Source organism: Peribacillus sp. Hz7 (assembly GCF_042136355.1).
GTDB classification, from domain to species: Bacteria; Bacillota; Bacilli; order Bacillales; family DSM-1321; genus Peribacillus; species Peribacillus asahii_A.
Window position 1 is genome coordinate 279,728 of record NZ_JBHHJV010000001.1, and the last position, 14,865, is coordinate 294,592.

Annotated in this window: 14 protein-coding genes and 2 other annotated features; of the genes, 10 read left to right on the top strand and 4 right to left on the bottom strand. The window is 38.2% G+C overall.

Translation table 11 applies throughout. The features are described 5' to 3' along the window. Positions 1-884: 884 nt before the first annotated feature. Positions 885-1,655 carry a Cof-type HAD-IIB family hydrolase gene (locus ACE199_RS01350; protein WP_375348287.1) on the top strand — a complete coding sequence of 257 codons (771 nt, stop codon included), beginning with the start codon at positions 885-887 and terminating at the stop codon, positions 1,653-1,655. A 150-nt stretch (positions 1,656-1,805) separates the two neighbouring features. Here ACE199_RS01350 and def read toward each other — a convergent pair whose 3' ends face one another. Further along, entirely contained in the window at positions 1,806-2,360 is a 555-nt protein-coding gene (gene def, locus ACE199_RS01355) for a peptide deformylase (protein WP_375348288.1), read from the bottom strand. 132 nt (positions 2,361-2,492) lie between these two features. Beyond that, complete coding sequence (locus ACE199_RS01360; RefSeq protein WP_252294041.1) at positions 2,493-2,642, bottom strand: YjcZ family sporulation protein; 150 nt, start codon at positions 2,640-2,642, stop codon at positions 2,493-2,495. A 155-nt stretch (positions 2,643-2,797) separates the two neighbouring features. Here ACE199_RS01360 and ACE199_RS01365 point away from each other — a divergent pair, with 155 nt between their 5' ends. From ACE199_RS01365 to ACE199_RS01390, 6 genes are all read left to right on the top strand, one after another. Next, complete coding sequence (locus ACE199_RS01365; protein ID WP_375348289.1) at positions 2,798-3,457, top strand: YkyA family protein; 660 nt, start codon at positions 2,798-2,800, stop codon at positions 3,455-3,457. Positions 3,458-3,988: 531 nt separating this feature from the next. Beyond that, on the top strand, positions 3,989-5,104 hold the full coding sequence (gene pdhA / locus ACE199_RS01370; RefSeq protein ID WP_375348290.1) for a pyruvate dehydrogenase (acetyl-transferring) E1 component subunit alpha: 1,116 nt from the start codon (positions 3,989-3,991) through the stop codon (positions 5,102-5,104). Between the two features lie 3 nt (positions 5,105-5,107). Beyond that, positions 5,108-6,085, top strand: coding sequence for an alpha-ketoacid dehydrogenase subunit beta (locus tag ACE199_RS01375; RefSeq protein ID WP_375348291.1), 978 nt, complete (start codon positions 5,108-5,110; stop codon positions 6,083-6,085). 122 nt (positions 6,086-6,207) lie between these two features. Then, positions 6,208-7,515, top strand: a complete 1,308-nt coding sequence (locus tag ACE199_RS01380) for a dihydrolipoamide acetyltransferase family protein (protein WP_375348293.1) — start codon at positions 6,208-6,210, stop codon at positions 7,513-7,515. Between the two features lie 5 nt (positions 7,516-7,520). Then, positions 7,521-8,933 carry a dihydrolipoyl dehydrogenase gene (gene lpdA / locus ACE199_RS01385; protein WP_375348294.1) on the top strand — a complete coding sequence of 471 codons (1,413 nt, stop codon included), beginning with the start codon at positions 7,521-7,523 and terminating at the stop codon, positions 8,931-8,933. A 415-nt stretch (positions 8,934-9,348) separates the two neighbouring features. Further along, positions 9,349-9,597: a hypothetical protein gene (locus ACE199_RS01390; protein WP_375348295.1), complete on the top strand. Its 249-nt coding sequence runs from the start codon at positions 9,349-9,351 to the stop codon at positions 9,595-9,597. A gap of 10 nt (positions 9,598-9,607) precedes the next feature. Here the strand turns inward: ACE199_RS01390 and ACE199_RS01395 are convergent, their stop codons facing one another. Next, complete coding sequence (locus ACE199_RS01395) at positions 9,608-10,039, bottom strand: DUF1885 family protein (RefSeq protein WP_375348297.1); 432 nt, start codon at positions 10,037-10,039, stop codon at positions 9,608-9,610. A 246-nt stretch (positions 10,040-10,285) separates the two neighbouring features. Between ACE199_RS01395 and ACE199_RS01400 the strand changes: the two genes are divergently transcribed. After that, positions 10,286-10,414 (top strand): GapA-binding peptide SR1P, encoded by a 129-nt coding sequence (locus ACE199_RS01400; RefSeq protein ID WP_127759656.1) that lies wholly within the window; start codon positions 10,286-10,288, stop codon positions 10,412-10,414. Between the two features lie 521 nt (positions 10,415-10,935). On the opposite strand, the gene ACE199_RS01405 is transcribed toward ACE199_RS01400, so the two are convergent. Beyond that, positions 10,936-12,420, bottom strand: coding sequence for an aminotransferase class I/II-fold pyridoxal phosphate-dependent enzyme (locus tag ACE199_RS01405; protein ID WP_127762479.1), 1,485 nt, complete (start codon positions 12,418-12,420; stop codon positions 10,936-10,938). A 254-nt stretch (positions 12,421-12,674) separates the two neighbouring features. Here ACE199_RS01405 and ACE199_RS01410 point away from each other — a divergent pair, with 254 nt between their 5' ends. Both ACE199_RS01410 and ACE199_RS01415 read left to right on the top strand, forming a co-directional pair. After that, the gene (locus ACE199_RS01410; RefSeq protein ID WP_252289818.1) at positions 12,675-13,634 is read left to right on the top strand and encodes an NAD(P)H-dependent flavin oxidoreductase; all 960 of its coding nucleotides are present in this window, start codon (positions 12,675-12,677) and stop codon (positions 13,632-13,634) included. A gap of 52 nt (positions 13,635-13,686) precedes the next feature. Further along, the gene (locus ACE199_RS01415) at positions 13,687-13,959 is read left to right on the top strand and encodes a UPF0223 family protein (protein WP_119116158.1); all 273 of its coding nucleotides are present in this window, start codon (positions 13,687-13,689) and stop codon (positions 13,957-13,959) included. Positions 13,960-14,271: 312 nt separating this feature from the next. Further along, positions 14,272-14,510 (top strand) — a binding site (T-box leader). 97 nt (positions 14,511-14,607) lie between these two features. Further along, positions 14,608-14,826 (top strand) — a binding site (T-box leader). Positions 14,827-14,865: the final 39 nt, after the last annotated feature.

Consider the following 14,865-nt stretch of genomic DNA (forward strand, 5'->3'; position numbering starts at 1 on the left):
GTGTTAAACATCATATTAGTCATATAAAATTTTATTTAAATAATGAGTGATATGATAGACTATTGTTAATTAAAGCTAATCAATAAAACTGTACGTAAATAGTGTAACATATATGTATCGTTGGAAACGCTTATATATGTAATCCATCAGAAAGTACACTTAAATAAAACTTTACAATAAGGAAGAAGCCCTTCGCAAGTTTTAGAAGGACCGTTTTAAAAAAATATCGCAAATAGGTAATGTACCAGTAGACTAAGTTGACACAAATTCATAGAGGTACTTTAGGCGATGGATTTTTTCTAAGAAGATCATTCCATTGTTTAAGCAGCTTTTTACGCAGCTTTTTTAACATGGTGATCACGCTCCCTTGATATTATTGTATAGCAATATTTAATAATGTAAATATTTCTTTGTAGTACTTGCCGTATTTTTCTAAAAAGCGGTAGCCGACATAGCAACTATTTGAAATATAAGATTGGTTTATTCATCATTATCATATGTCATTTTGGTAATAAATTACGTTGATAAATATGGGAATTTGAATGAACGTAGAAAAGAAATGGCAGATTGGCCGATAAATAGGGAAAATTATCCCACTCTTAACGGGCAGTAAGACCCCCACCTCAAGATTCAGAGTGAACAAGGAAGGTAGGTGGGGAACAACTGCCCGTAAAGGTCCGATTGGTGAGATACAGTGAAACTTACCTTTGTGATTTTCAAAGGTAAGCTTTCACCAATCAGGTTCGTACGGTCACTTGATTGAAGCGAAGCGGAAATCTTAGTGACCGTAGAATGTGACTAACCATCAGTGGGGGATGAAGTAAAACCCCCCCAAGTTTCACTTTATTACATAATGAAAACAAAGGATAGGAAGTGAAGGTAGAATGAAAATTGTATTCTTCGATATAGATGGCACGTTGCTTGATCATGATAAGAAATTACCAATCTCGACGAAAAAGGCGATTAAACAATTGCAGGATAATGGGGTTTTTGTGGCCATCGCAACAGGGCGTTCGCCATTTATGTTCGAGTCGTTGCGAGAAGAATTAAATATTGATACATTTGTGAGCTTTAATGGGCAATATGTGGTGTTTGAAAAAGAAGTGGTCTATCGAAATCCATTAAAGATTAGTGAGATTAAAAAGCTGCATGAAACGGCAGAGAAATATAATCATACTCCGATTGTTTTTATGGATGAAGCAACAATGAAATCTAGTGTGGCCAATCATGAACGAGTGGAAAAAGCATTAGGAAGTCTGCGATTCCCGTATCCTGATGTAGAAGTGGATTTCTATGAACAGAATGATATATATCAAGCGTTGTTATTTTGTACAGAAGAGGAAGAGGAGCGATTTAGCAATCACTGTGACTCCTTCCGTTTTATTCGTTGGCATCAATATTCTACAGATGTTCTGCCGAGTGATAGTTCAAAGGCGGAAGGAATTAAAATTCTTATGGAACATGTTGGGTTTCAGTTAGAAGATGTTTATGCATTTGGGGATGGACTAAATGATATTGAGATGTTAGAAGCCGTTGGTCATGGTATAGCGATGGGGAATGCTGCTTCAACTGTAAAGGAACATGCGGATTATGTAACAAAAGATGTGGGAGAAGAAGGAATTTATCATGGATTAAAGAAACTGCAGCTTATTTGAATATTTTGTACATAATATTGTGTGTAACACACATGAGCCAAAAATCAACCGTGTCATGTAAAAAGAGCCCCCCTTGCATAGCGCAAGGGAGGTTTCTCGGAGTTTTCGTAGTTTACTAACCAGTCAAGTTCTTGAAGCTGAAGTTTCATGCTACCTTTCGATGGCTATTGAGTTAGGTGGAATACTAAAAGGGTCTTCTTTATTAATATGATCATAAAACATAATTCCGTTTAGATGGTCGATTTCATGTTGAAAGCAAATAGCGGCAAGTCCTTTTAGTCTAAGTTTGACTTCTTCCCCTTCAAGTGTCGTTCCAGTTACGGTAATTCTAGCATGCCGAGGAACATAACCAGGTACAACGCGATCCACAGAGAGGCAGCCTTCACCAGCTGTTAAATAAGCCTTTTCCACAGAATGACTAATAATTTTTGGATTGAAGAGGGCGTAACTATATAATTTACCCTCGCCATCTGTTAAATGGACGGCAATCATTCGTTTTGATACATTAATTTGTGGAGCGGCGAGACCAATTCCGGGACGTAGATTGTATTGTTGAACTAGTTCTAGATTTTGACTATTTTGCACATATTCCATTAGGCGGGCTAAAATTTGTTGATCTTCTTCTGACGCAGGAAGAGGAACTGCCTCAGCTACTTTTCTTAAGGTAGGTTCTCCTTCTTTAATAATATCTTTTGTTGTTAACATGTTTTGCACCCCAATTTTTTTATGTATGTTATCATTTTAACAAAATGAACAAGAAATTGTGAAATAGATACACAAAATAGGATAAAAATGAAGCGGGGAGCAAGAACTCCCCAATCTCACCATATAGTCATATTAAAAACATAGACAAGCGCCAACGATAATAAGCAAAATGAATAGGACAACGATTAACGCAAATCCTCCTACTGCACCGCAGCCGCCACCATAACCGTAGGAAGGAGCAACGGGATAACAACAAGCTTGATTGTAGCCTCCGTAGAACATATGTGATACCTCCATATATAATATTTTGAAACATGATCATTTGGGTTTCCCAAACGATTACTATAGCCTATGCATAACGAAGCAAATCGTGTAGGCGAGGGCCCTGTTCATAAATAAATTCATCAATAAAATTATGAAGGGGAGGTAAATGGTGGATGAATAAACATTGGAGTATACTAGCTATTATATTATGCTCAACCATTGTGTTATCAGGGTGTTGGGCCAGTGTCTCTCCAGAGGAAAAAGTGTATCGAATACTAGAAGAGTCAGTAAAGAAAGAACATGAATTTGAAGAACAGCACGAACGAATTACACAGCTAGAAAAGGAAGAAAAGAAAATATATAAAGACATTATTGAATTAGGTTGGCGGCAATCAGGTTCTATTAGAACTTTAGCAGAAGAGGCGTTGGACAATATTGGGGAAAGAGAAAAATTTCTTGCCGCGGAACATAAAAAAATTCAAGCTTCTCAAAAAACATCCATGAAAATGGAAAATCAAATTGATAAAATCGAACGAGAAGAAATAAAGAAACAAGTCATAACTCTCCATAAAACGATGAACAAACGTTACGAAACGTATGAGAAGTTATATGAAGCATATAGGCAAAGTTTAGTTTATGATCGAGAATTATATGAAATGTTTACGAATGAAACTTTGAAAATGGATCAGCTGCAAGAACAAATTGAAAAAATAAATAAAAGTTATGAAAAAGTACTGCGTTATTATGAACAATTTAATGAATTAACGGAAACATTTATGCAACAAAAAGCAGATTTTTATCGAAAAAATGAACTGGAAAATGATGAAGAATGAAAACTGGCTGATTGGCCAGTTTTTTTGTTTGGGAGAGGAACTGTACTATAAAAAATGGAAATGTAAGCGTTTAAATATTTTTGTGGAATAGTAATGGTGATATGGTAAATAGCTTCATGTATAGCATAATTCAAGGTGATGTATCAATTCGCTAAAGGGAAACGTTATTTTGAATCAATAAGAGAGGGAGAGAGGGAAAATAATTTTGTGATACAGTTTTCTTTTTATACTATAACAGCTTCTTTTTAGATTATTACAATAAATAAATGAGTAATCCTAAAAATAAGTTGATTTAACGCTGTTAAAGGGGTTGACTTTAGGGTGATTCATCTTGTAAACTGTGGATAAGAAAACAAGTTGTATTACTTTTTTAAAAGATTTTATTAATACAGAGGTAAAATGTACAATGTAAATTATGTGATTAGGTTTGCAAACGAAAGCTTAAGGGAAACATAAATTGTTAGAGATGCGTTACAGTTTAGGATTTATACAATAATAATGAATAACCTTTTAATGAAAGGATGATACAGAATGGCTTCAAAAACGAAACAATTTCAATTGGATGTAGAGGAACAGTTTCGAGCAGTAGCAGGGCAGTTCCAGACTTTTCAAATATTGAATGAGGAAGGCGAAGTAGTAAATGAGGCAGCTATGCCGGATTTACGAGATGAAGAGTTGCAGGAATTAATGAGACGTATGGTATATACAAGAATTTTAGATCAACGTTCCATTTCTTTAAACCGTCAAGGCAGACTAGGTTTTTACGCTCCTACTGCTGGACAAGAGGCGTCGCAAATTGCTTCGCACTTTGCTTTAGAAAAAGAAGATTTTATTTTACCAGGATATCGTGATGTCCCACAAATTGTTTGGCACGGATTGCCGCTTTCACAAGCTTTCTTATTTTCTCGCGGACATTTCAAAGGAAATCAAATTCCGGAAGGCGTGAATGTAATTTCTCCACAAATTATTATTGGAGCTCAATATGTTCAAGCAGCTGGAGTAGCGCTCGGCATGAAGAAGCGTGGTAAAAAATCAGTAGCCATCACATATACCGGAGATGGTGGAACGTCTCAAGGTGATTTCTATGAAGGAATCAACTTTGCGGGTGCGTTTAAAGCCCCAGCTATTTTCGTCGTTCAAAATAACCGCTTTGCGATTTCTACTCCTGTAGAGGCACAAACGGCTGCAGAAACTTTAGCACAAAAAGCGGTAGCGGCAGGAATTCCTGGTATTCAAGTTGATGGAATGGATGCGTTAGCCGTTTATGCGGCAACGAAGGAAGCTCGTGAACGCGCTGTTAATGGAGAAGGTCCAACCTTAATTGAAACGTTAACATATCGTTATGGACCACATACGATGGCTGGTGATGACCCAACACGTTACCGTACAGAAGAATTGGATAATGAGTGGGAATTGAAAGATCCACTTGTTCGCTTCCGTAAGTTTTTAGAAAATAAAGGTTTGTGGAATGAAGAATTAGAAAATGAAACGATTGAACAAGCGAAAGAAGATATTAAAGAAGCTATTAAAGTAGCGGACGCAGAGCCGAAGCAAAAAGTAACAGATTTAATTTCAATTATGCATGATGAGATGCCATTTAACTTAAAAGAGCAATTTGAAATTTATAAAGAAAAGGAGTCGAAGTAAGCCATGGCTCAAATGACGATGATTCAAGCGATTACAGATGCATTACGTACAGAGTTACGTAATGATGAAAATGTATTGGTTTTTGGAGAGGATGTTGGAGTAAACGGTGGAGTTTTCCGTGCAACGGAAAATCTGCAAAAAGAATTTGGTGAAGAGCGTGTCTTTGATACACCACTTGCTGAATCTGGAATTGGTGGTTTAGCGGTAGGGTTATCTCTACAAGGTTTCCGTCCAGTTCCTGAAATTCAATTCTTTGGGTTTGTTTATGAAGTCATCGATTCAATTAGTGGTCAATTGGCACGGATGCGCTATCGTTCAGGCGGACGCTATAACGCACCGGTAACGATTCGTTCACCATTTGGCGGCGGTGTGCATACGCCAGAATTACATGCGGATAGTTTAGAGGGACTAATGGCGCAACAACCGGGATTAAAAGTCGTCATTCCTTCTACACCTTATGATGCAAAAGGGTTATTAATTTCAGCTATTCGTGATAATGATCCAGTTATTTTCCTGGAACATATGAAATTATATCGTTCGTTCCGCCAAGAAGTACCGGAAGAAGAGTATAGCATTCCTCTAGGAAAAGCGGACGTAAAACGTGAAGGTACTGATCTTTCCATTATTACGTATGGAGCGATGGTTCAGGAATCTATTAAAGCGGCCGAAGAATTAGCAAAAGAAGGTCATTCTGTTGAAGTGGTTGATTTACGTACCATTTCTCCATTAGATATTGAAACAATTATTGCTTCTGTTGAAAAAACAGGACGAGCAATTGTTGTTCAAGAAGCACAAAAACAAGCGGGAATCGCGTCTAATGTTGTATCAGAAATTACAGAACGTGCCATTTTAAGTTTAGATGCTCCTGTGTTACGTGTTGCTGCACCAGATACAGTATATCCGTTCTCACAAGCTGAACAAGTGTGGTTACCGAATTATAAAGATATTATTGAAACGGCAACAAAAGTATTGAAGTTTTAATCCTACTTTTTGAAGAAACGGTAAAGTAATTGTCAGATACTTTGACAAGGATAATCAGAAATTCGTGATAAATGACTTTATTCGTAGCACCAAGTATGATTTAATATAGGAGGTTGAATTCAGTGGCATTTCAATTTAGACTCCCTGATATCGGAGAAGGTATACATGAAGGTGAAATAGTAAAGTGGTTTGTAAAGCCAGGAGACAAAGTCCAGGAAGACGACGTCCTTTGTGAAGTTCAAAATGATAAAGCTGTCGTGGAAATTCCATCTCCTGTTGAAGGAACGGTGGAAGACATTCTTGTAGAAGAAGGAACGGTTGCCGTTGTTGGTGATGTTCTTGTTACATTTGACGCTCCTGGATATGAACATCTTAAGTTCAAAGGGGATCATGAGGAGGAAAAAGCAGAAGACGTTAGTAAGGCGGAAGCTGAAACTCAGACAACAACTGAGGTTGTTCAAGAGTCATCTCCTGCTCCAGTAGCGGATGTTGATTCAAGTCGTCGTATTATTGCGATGCCTTCTGTGAGAAAGTATGCACGAGAACAAGGGGTAAATATTCGCTTGGTTACAGGTTCGGGAGATAATGGGCGTATTATGAAGGAAGACATTATGGCTTACATAAATGGTCAAACCACTCCACAAGAAGAAGCTGGACAAGCTGAAGCTTCGCAACAACAAGAAATGGAAACTACAGTTGCTGAAACAGTTGTGATTCCTGAAGGGCAATATCCAGAAACGCGTGAGAAAGTAAGTGCAATGAGAAAAGCGATTGCCAAAGCAATGGTGAAATCTAAACAAACGGCTCCGCACGTTACGTTAATGGATGAAGTCGATGTTACGCAACTTGTTGCTCATCGTAAAAAGTTCAAAGAGATTGCTGCTGCTAAAGGAATTAAGTTAACTTTCTTGCCTTATGTTGTTAAAGCGTTAACAAGTGCATTACGTGAGTATCCTATACTTAATACATCCTTTGATGATGAGACGAGTGAAATTATCCATAAGCACTATTTCAATATTGGAATTGCTGCTGATACAGATAAAGGTTTACTCGTTCCCGTTGTAAAAGATGCAGATCGCAAATCGCCTTTTGCTATTTCAAAAGAGATTAATGAGTTAGCTGATAAAGCCCGTGAAGGTAAATTAACTCCTGGAGAAATGAAGGGGGCATCCTGTACGATTACGAATATCGGTTCTGCAGGAGGTCAATGGTTCACTCCAATCATTAACCATCCAGAAGTTGCTATTCTCGGGATTGGGCGTATAGCTGAAAAAGCGATTGTTCGCGATGGAGAAATTATTGCAGCTCCAGTCTTGGCATTGTCTTTAAGCTTTGATCACCGTATCATTGATGGTGCGACAGGTCAAAATGCCTTAAATCATATTAAAAAGTTACTGAATGACCCAGAATTATTGTTAATGGAGGCGTAATCATCATGGTAGTAGGAGATTTTCCAATTGAAACAGATACTTTAGTCATCGGATCTGGCCCAGGAGGGTATGTAGCAGCAATTCGTGCGGCACAGCTTGGTCAAAAAGTAACAGTTGTTGAAAAAGGTGCAATTGGTGGGGTTTGCTTAAACGTAGGATGTATCCCATCTAAAGCGTTAATTGAAGCAGGACATCGTTTTCATAATGCACAGCATTCAGAAAACATCGGTATTACTGCAGAAAACGTAAAAATCGATTTTTCAAAAGTACAAGCGTGGAAAGAATCGGTTGTTAATAAATTAACAGGCGGCGTAAGCGGTCTATTAAAAGGAAATAACATTGAAGTGGTTGCTGGTGAAGCATATTTTGTAGATGCTAACAATGTACGTGTGATGACTGAAAACTCAGCTCAAACTTATACATTTAAACATGCGATTATCGCAACTGGATCTACACCGGTTGAAATTCCAGCTTTCAAATATTCTAAACGTGTTATTAACTCTACAGGAGCTCTTGCTCTTGAAGAAGTTCCATCTTCTATGGTTGTAATCGGTGGAGGAGTTATCGGGGTTGAACTTGGTAGCGCTTATGCGAACATGGGTACGAAATTAACAATTCTTGAAGGAACAGATGATATCTTCTCAGGTGCTTACGAAAAACAAATGACAACTCTAGTGAAGAAAAACCTAAAAAGCAAAGGTGTAGAAGTTGTTACAAAAGCACTTGCGAAAGGTGTAGAAGAAACAGAAAACGGCGTTATTGTAACGTATGAAGTAAAAGGTGAAGAGAAGAAAATCGAAGCTGATTACTTACTTGTTACAGTTGGTCGTCGTCCAAATACTTCTGATATCGGTCTTGAGCAAGTTGGGGTTAACCTAACTGATAGAGGCTTAATTGAAACAGATCAACAAGGTCGCACAAATGTACCAAACATCTTTGCTATTGGTGACGTTGTTTCTGGTCCACAATTAGCACACAAAGCATCTTACGAAGGTAAAATTGCAGCTGAAGCAATTGCTGGACACCCTTCTGAAATCGACTATTTAGGAATCCCAGCTGTTGTATTCTCTGAGCCAGAATTAGCGACTGTAGGATTTACTGAAGCACAAGCGAAGGAAGCAGGAATTGAAGCAATCGGTTCTAAATTCCCATACGGTGCAAACGGCCGTGCGCTTTCTTTAAATGCGACAGACGGTTTTGTGAAACTTGTGACTCGTAAAGAAGATGGATTAGTAATTGGTGCGCAAATCGCTGGTGCAAATGCATCTGATATCATTGCTGAACTAGGACTTGCTATTGAAGCAGGTATGACAGCTGAAGATATTGCGATGACTATCCATGCACATCCATCATTAGGAGAAATTACAATGGAAGCTGCTGAAGTAGCTCTAGGTACTCCTATCCATATTATTAAATAATAACGTGATGTTTTTAGCACACTGCCTTTTAGCAGTGTGCTTTTTGTGCTATTCCGGCACTTAACGGCCTACCTCAGGCTTATGAGGAAACAAAGAGATAGGTGGGAACTACCCTCATCTAGTTGCGGTTCCTAGCCTCGCTTTTGTAGTAAAAATCCCATTGGTAAACTTTCACCAATCAGGTTCATACGGTCACTTGATTGAAGTGGAGGAGATTTTAGTGACCGTAGAACGTGACTAATCATTAGTGAGGGATGAAGGGAAACCCTCACTGATGGAAGTTTCACTTTATAAAGGAATGGTTTGTCTATAAAATTTTGATCAATGGAAATGGATAGCAGAAGCGTTACATAAGATGAAACTATAGAAGTTTTAATGGATGCCCATAGATTTAAAGATGAATGGAGTGACTAATGTGAAAAGATATTGTGTTTTTCTTTTTCAACTAATCATTTGGAGCAGCTATACGCTTGCGGAATGGTTGTCGATGAATGATCGCTTCTTCTATAAATCACTAATGTTTCTTCTGTTTTCCTATTTCGCTATTTATATTGGAAAGCTTATTTTACAATCGACTAAACAGACGCTGCTAGTAACCGTGATGAGTTTATTTTGTTATGCGGTCTTGCAAATTTGTTTGGAAGTGATTATTCCTATTCATTAAAAGAATTTCTTCACTTACGAGGATAAAAGTACATGATACGCTTATTGAACAAGTGAAGTTCCCCTTTTAATTGTTTGGCGAGAAATTTACATAGTTCATTAGCTTTGCCTTTATCTCCAAACGTAGAATGTTCAGCGAGCGTTATCTGAATATACATTTTGATACGTTCGTTTTCTTCCTCATGAATTTGTTCTTGATCGATTCCGATTAAGATAAGATGGTAACCGTCTGTTAGGGATTGAAGGTATATCATATTGTTTGTAGGAGGTGCCGGCTCTTTTATTTCATAAGGAAAGGCTGCTTCATGGTAATTCCAATTTATCTGCCTGCCTGTTTTTGAGGTTATGTTTTGATAGTCATGTAATAATTCTTTAATCGTGTCAATCGTAACTGTCGTTCGTTCTGGATGTGGAACGAGTTTAATATACGCATGTTCAGTCATGTTCATCCTCCTTAACTCCAATTTACCTCATTATACTTTACCATTATTTGTATGATTGGTATTGTTAAAAAGAAGATAAATTTCGTGGATAACGCTATAAGAGAGTTTAAGTGAAAAAATGATAAAAATACGAAATATATGTTATACTTTTTTGCTTGAAATTTTAAATGTGTTATATTATTATGAATGTAAAGCGGTTACAATTCGATTATATAACATCTAATATATTAGAAGGGAGTTGTCGGAATGGGAACGATCATTTGCCAAAGCTGTGATAGTACAATCGCTCATTTTGAAGATGAAAAAGTAAGTATTCTTTATTCACATAGTCAAAAATGCCCTAGCTGTAATACAACTGCTGCTGAGGAAAATTAAAAAATAAATAATGACGTAGAAGTTCGGGTGCTTTTCGATTTGGGAGGTACCTTTTTTGTGTTTTAGGCTCTGTTTATAGGGGATTGTATGAACGATTATTTATCCCACGCTTAACGGGCAGTAAGATCCCCACCTCAAGCTTATGAGAAAATAAAGAAGAGAGGTGGGGGGACAAGGACAACTGCCCTCATCTAGTTGCGGCTCCTAGCCCCTCGAGGTCATAAGCTGTCATGCTCTGTGGCAAACTGCGCCACGCCGCATTTCATCTTATGCTTGTCGGGGCCGAACAGTCGCCTCGCTTTTGTAGTAAAGGTCCGATTGGTGAGATACAGTGAAACTTACCTTTGCGATTTTCAAAGGTAAGCTTTCACCAATCAGGTTCGTACGGTCACTTGATTGAAGCGAAGCGGAGATCTTAGTGACCGTAGAACGTGACTAACCATCAGTGGGGGAGGAAGGAAAACCCCCACTGATGGAAGTTTCACTTTATTTTATCAATAGTGTAACTAGAAAAAGCTGACTCAAGTGAGCCAGCTTTTTCTAGGTTGTTGTTTCTTAATTACTCGTAAAAATTTAATTTCAGGATCTTCAGGTCCTTGTACAGGCAGTCCTGCTTCTATATTTTTTTGAATATATGTGATGTTTTCAACCGTAATCATTTCCCCTGGAATGAAGATTGGGATGCCAGGCGGATATACCATAATGAATTCAGCGCTAATACGATTAATAGATTCCTCAATCGGTACAACTTCTGTTTCCGCATAGAAGGCGTCTCTAGGCGTACAAGCAAGATTCGGTGTATTTGGCAGTATAACGCGAACGGGATCATTCTCGTTTGCTTCACCTTTAAATTGCTCAGCTAAGTCTTGTAAAGCAAAAATAAGGGAATCAGCGTCCGCTTTCGTATCTCCTGGTGTAACTAAACAAAGGATATTATATAAGTCTGATAATTCTACCTCGATGTTATGCTTTTCACGAAGCCACTTTTCAACATCATACCCTGTAATTCCTAAGTCCTTGATTGAAATAATCAATTTAGTTGGGTCGTAATTGTATGTGGCTTTCTTGCCTAAAATTTCTTTTCCTACACAATATAAAAAAGAAATTTCATTAATGGCATCGCGTGTATAATTGGCTAGTTTAATCGTTTCATCAATCATTTCTCTTCCTCTTGTTGCCAATTGTTTTCTAGCAGTATCAAGGGAAGCTAGCAAAATATAAGATGTAGAGGTTGTTGTTAACATACTAAGAATAGACTGCACACGGTTAACGGGGATAAGCCCTTCTTTCACATTTAAAATCGAGCTTTGCGTCATAGAACCGCCGAGCTTATGAACGCTTGTTGCGGCCATATCTGCGCCTGCCTGCATCGCTGAGAGAGGTAATTCATCGTGAAAATGAATATGAACACCGTGTGCTTCATCGACAAGGACAGGTACATTATAGGAATGAGCTGTCTCGACAATTCTCTTTAAATCCGCGGCAATGCCGAAATAGGTTGGGTTGATGACAAGTAACCCTTTTGCATCAGGATGCTCCTGTAATGTTTTTTCCACTTGATCTATAGTAATACCGTGAGAAATCCCTAAATTTTTATCAATTTCTGGATTGATAAAAATAGGTACAGCTCCAGAGAATACAATCGCTGACATAACCGATTTATGAACATTTCGAGGGACGATAATTTTATCTCCAGGTCCACAAACTGTCATAACCATTGTCATAATTGCACCGCTTGTTCCTTGAACTGAGAAAAATGTATGATCAGCTCCGAATGCTTCAGCTGCTAAATCCTGCGCTTGTTTAATAATGCCTTTAGGTCGATGAAGGTCATCTAGCGGAGCGATATTAATTAAATCGATAGATAATGCGTTTTCGCCAATAAATTCGCGAAATTCCGGGTCCATTCCATTTCCTTTCTTATGTCCAGGAATATGAAATTGAATCGGATTTTTTTTTGCATGATCGATTAAGCCAGTATATAAAGGAGTTTCGTATTGTGACAATTCTTTTTGACCCCATTTCTTAATCAATGTAAATTTCGCATAAAACAAGAGAAATTATAGCATGTATAAATGTCGTTGCATAGGGAAATTTCCGAAAAATAAGCTCGGAAAATTGAAGGGTTAGTAAATATTTGTAATAATATAAAGAAATACCAGAATGGATGGTATCAGGGGAATCATGTAAATGATAGGCTATGTTCATTCAGGTAGTAATAACGTCATTTAACAACGCAAATAAAAGGGGGAGACTTATAATGAAATGGAGTACACGTGTTACAGAATTGTTAGGCATTAAATATCCAATTGTTCAAGGGGGGTTAGCCTATTTAGCATATGCTGATTTAGCTGCAGCGGTTTCCAATGCAGGCGGTCTTGGACAAGTAACAGCGATGTCTTTACGTACACCTGAAGAACTTCAAGAAGAAATTCGAAAAACAAAATCTTTGACGGACCAACCATTTGGTGTTAATTTTGCCATTGGTAATCATGGGCGTCCGTATGAGCATTTTCTTGAAGTAGCTTTGAAAGAAGAAGTGAAGGTTGTTTCTGTTACAGGAGGAAACCCGGCTCCTTTTTTAGATTTTGTCAAAGATACGCCCGTTAAAAAACTTGTTCTTGTTGCAGCAAGACGACAAGCGATGAAAGCTGAGCAATTAGGTGCAGATGCGGTCATGGTTGTTGGACAAGAAGGAGGCGGTCATTTAGGACGTGATGATATCGGAACATCCGTATTAATTCCTCAAGTTGTTGATTCTGTTAAGATTCCTGTTATTGCTTCAGGCGGCTTTGGGGATGGTCGAGGTTTAATGGCGGCATTAGCATTAGGCGCAGAAGGGATTGAGATGGGGACGCGATTTATTGCAGTTAAGGAATGTGTCCATGCTCATGAACTGTATAAAAACGCTTTAGTGGCTGGGACGGAAAATGATACGGTTGTTATTAAACGTTCTATTGGAGCACCAGCTCGAGCGATTGCAAACAATTGGACAGATAAAATTTTAGAAATTGAGAAAGAAAACGGTGGATACGAGCAGTTGAAAGATTACATAAGCGGGCAAGCGAATCAACGCTATATTTACGATGGTGTTGAAGAGGAAGGATTCGGCTGGGCTGGGCAAGTGATGGGATTAATTCATGATGTTCCATCAACAGCTGAGCTATTTGATCGTATTATTGGTCAAGCAGAAGAAATTCGAAATAAATGGGCAAAATAAACGAAAGTGCCGAACAGCAAGAGAGAAACATATAATAAAGAGGTGCGAAACAATGGAATATCAATATCCAATGGACTATACGTGGTCAACAGAAGAAATTGTAGATGTAATTACTTTTTTTGAAGCAATTGCAAAAGCGTATGAAAGTAAAGTTTCAAAAGAAGAGCTGATGAAGGCGTACCGACGCTTCAAAGAAATTGTGCCAGGAAAAGCGGATGAGAAAAACTATACCGATGAATTTCAAGAAAGCAGTGGTTATTCCGCTTATCAAGTGATAAAAAAAGCAAAAGAAACAGCCGATGATGGCTGGATTCAAATGAAATGATTTTATCCCACACTTAACGGGCAGTAAGCCCCCCGCCTCAAGCTTATGAGAAAACAAAGAAGATAGGTGGGGACAACTGCCCTCATTTAGTTGCGGCTCCTAGCCCCTCGAGGTCATAAGATGAAATGCTTGTCGGGGCGGAACAGTCGCCTCGCTTTTGTAGTAAAGGTCCGGTTGGTTTAACTAACCATCAGTGGGGGATGAAGGAAAACCCCCACTGATGGAATTTTCACTTTATTGTGAAAATTTTTAGAAAATTTATTGACTTTATTAAAGGATTGTTCTAACATAACAAGTATAAATTATATGAATATACAGGCGAAGACGAAGAGTAGTATCTTAAATAGTTGTTCTATAGAGAGCTGGTGGTTGGTGCAAACCAGTGAGCAAAGTTAAGAGAATGGACTTCCGAGCCCCAAACCGAAACAGTCTGGAGTAGGCTTTGGCGATGTGTCTCATCGTTACTTGAGATAAGCATTCTGATAGAGAATGCTATAAAGTGAGCTTTTCGAAGCTAATAAAGGTGGTACCACGGGTTCCTCGTCCTTTGGATGAGGGCCCTTTTTGCATTTTTTTAAAAGGTAGAAATGATAAAATTTCCGATATGTTTTGGTGTCTGGCTCCAGACGCCTTACACTTTTCTCATATAACAAATCGATGAATAAGAGTAGTAATCTTTATAGAGGCGTTTACAGAGAGCCGGGGTTGGTGGAATCCGGTACGATATATAAAGATGAATGGACTTATGAGTGGTGTCTTGAACGATAGTAGAGGGACCCGGATTTCCACCGTTAACGGAATTGAGCAGGGAAAGAAAAAGAGTCCTTTCCAATTTGAGGTGGCACCGCGGTCTAAATCGTCCTCTACAAACGTACACATTACGTTTGTAGAGGACGATTTTTTTAT

Coding starts and splice junctions, on each gene's coding strand:
- ACE199_RS01350 (WP_375348287.1), top strand. CDS start 885: ATGAAAATTGTATTCTTCGATATAGATGGCACGTTGCTTGATCATGAT.
- def (WP_375348288.1), bottom strand. CDS start 2,360: ATGTTAACAACAAAAGATATTATTAAAGAAGGAGAACCTACCTTAAGA.
- ACE199_RS01360 (WP_252294041.1), bottom strand. CDS start 2,642: ATGTTCTACGGAGGCTACAATCAAGCTTGTTGTTATCCCGTTGCTCCT.
- ACE199_RS01365 (WP_375348289.1), top strand. CDS start 2,798: ATGAATAAACATTGGAGTATACTAGCTATTATATTATGCTCAACCATT.
- pdhA (WP_375348290.1), top strand. CDS start 3,989: ATGGCTTCAAAAACGAAACAATTTCAATTGGATGTAGAGGAACAGTTT.
- ACE199_RS01375 (WP_375348291.1), top strand. CDS start 5,108: ATGGCTCAAATGACGATGATTCAAGCGATTACAGATGCATTACGTACA.
- lpdA (WP_375348294.1), top strand. CDS start 7,521: ATGGTAGTAGGAGATTTTCCAATTGAAACAGATACTTTAGTCATCGGA.
- ACE199_RS01395 (WP_375348297.1), bottom strand. CDS start 10,039: ATGACTGAACATGCGTATATTAAACTCGTTCCACATCCAGAACGAACG.
- ACE199_RS01400 (WP_127759656.1), top strand. CDS start 10,286: ATGGGAACGATCATTTGCCAAAGCTGTGATAGTACAATCGCTCATTTT.
- ACE199_RS01410 (WP_252289818.1), top strand. CDS start 12,675: ATGAAATGGAGTACACGTGTTACAGAATTGTTAGGCATTAAATATCCA.
- ACE199_RS01415 (WP_119116158.1), top strand. CDS start 13,687: ATGGAATATCAATATCCAATGGACTATACGTGGTCAACAGAAGAAATT.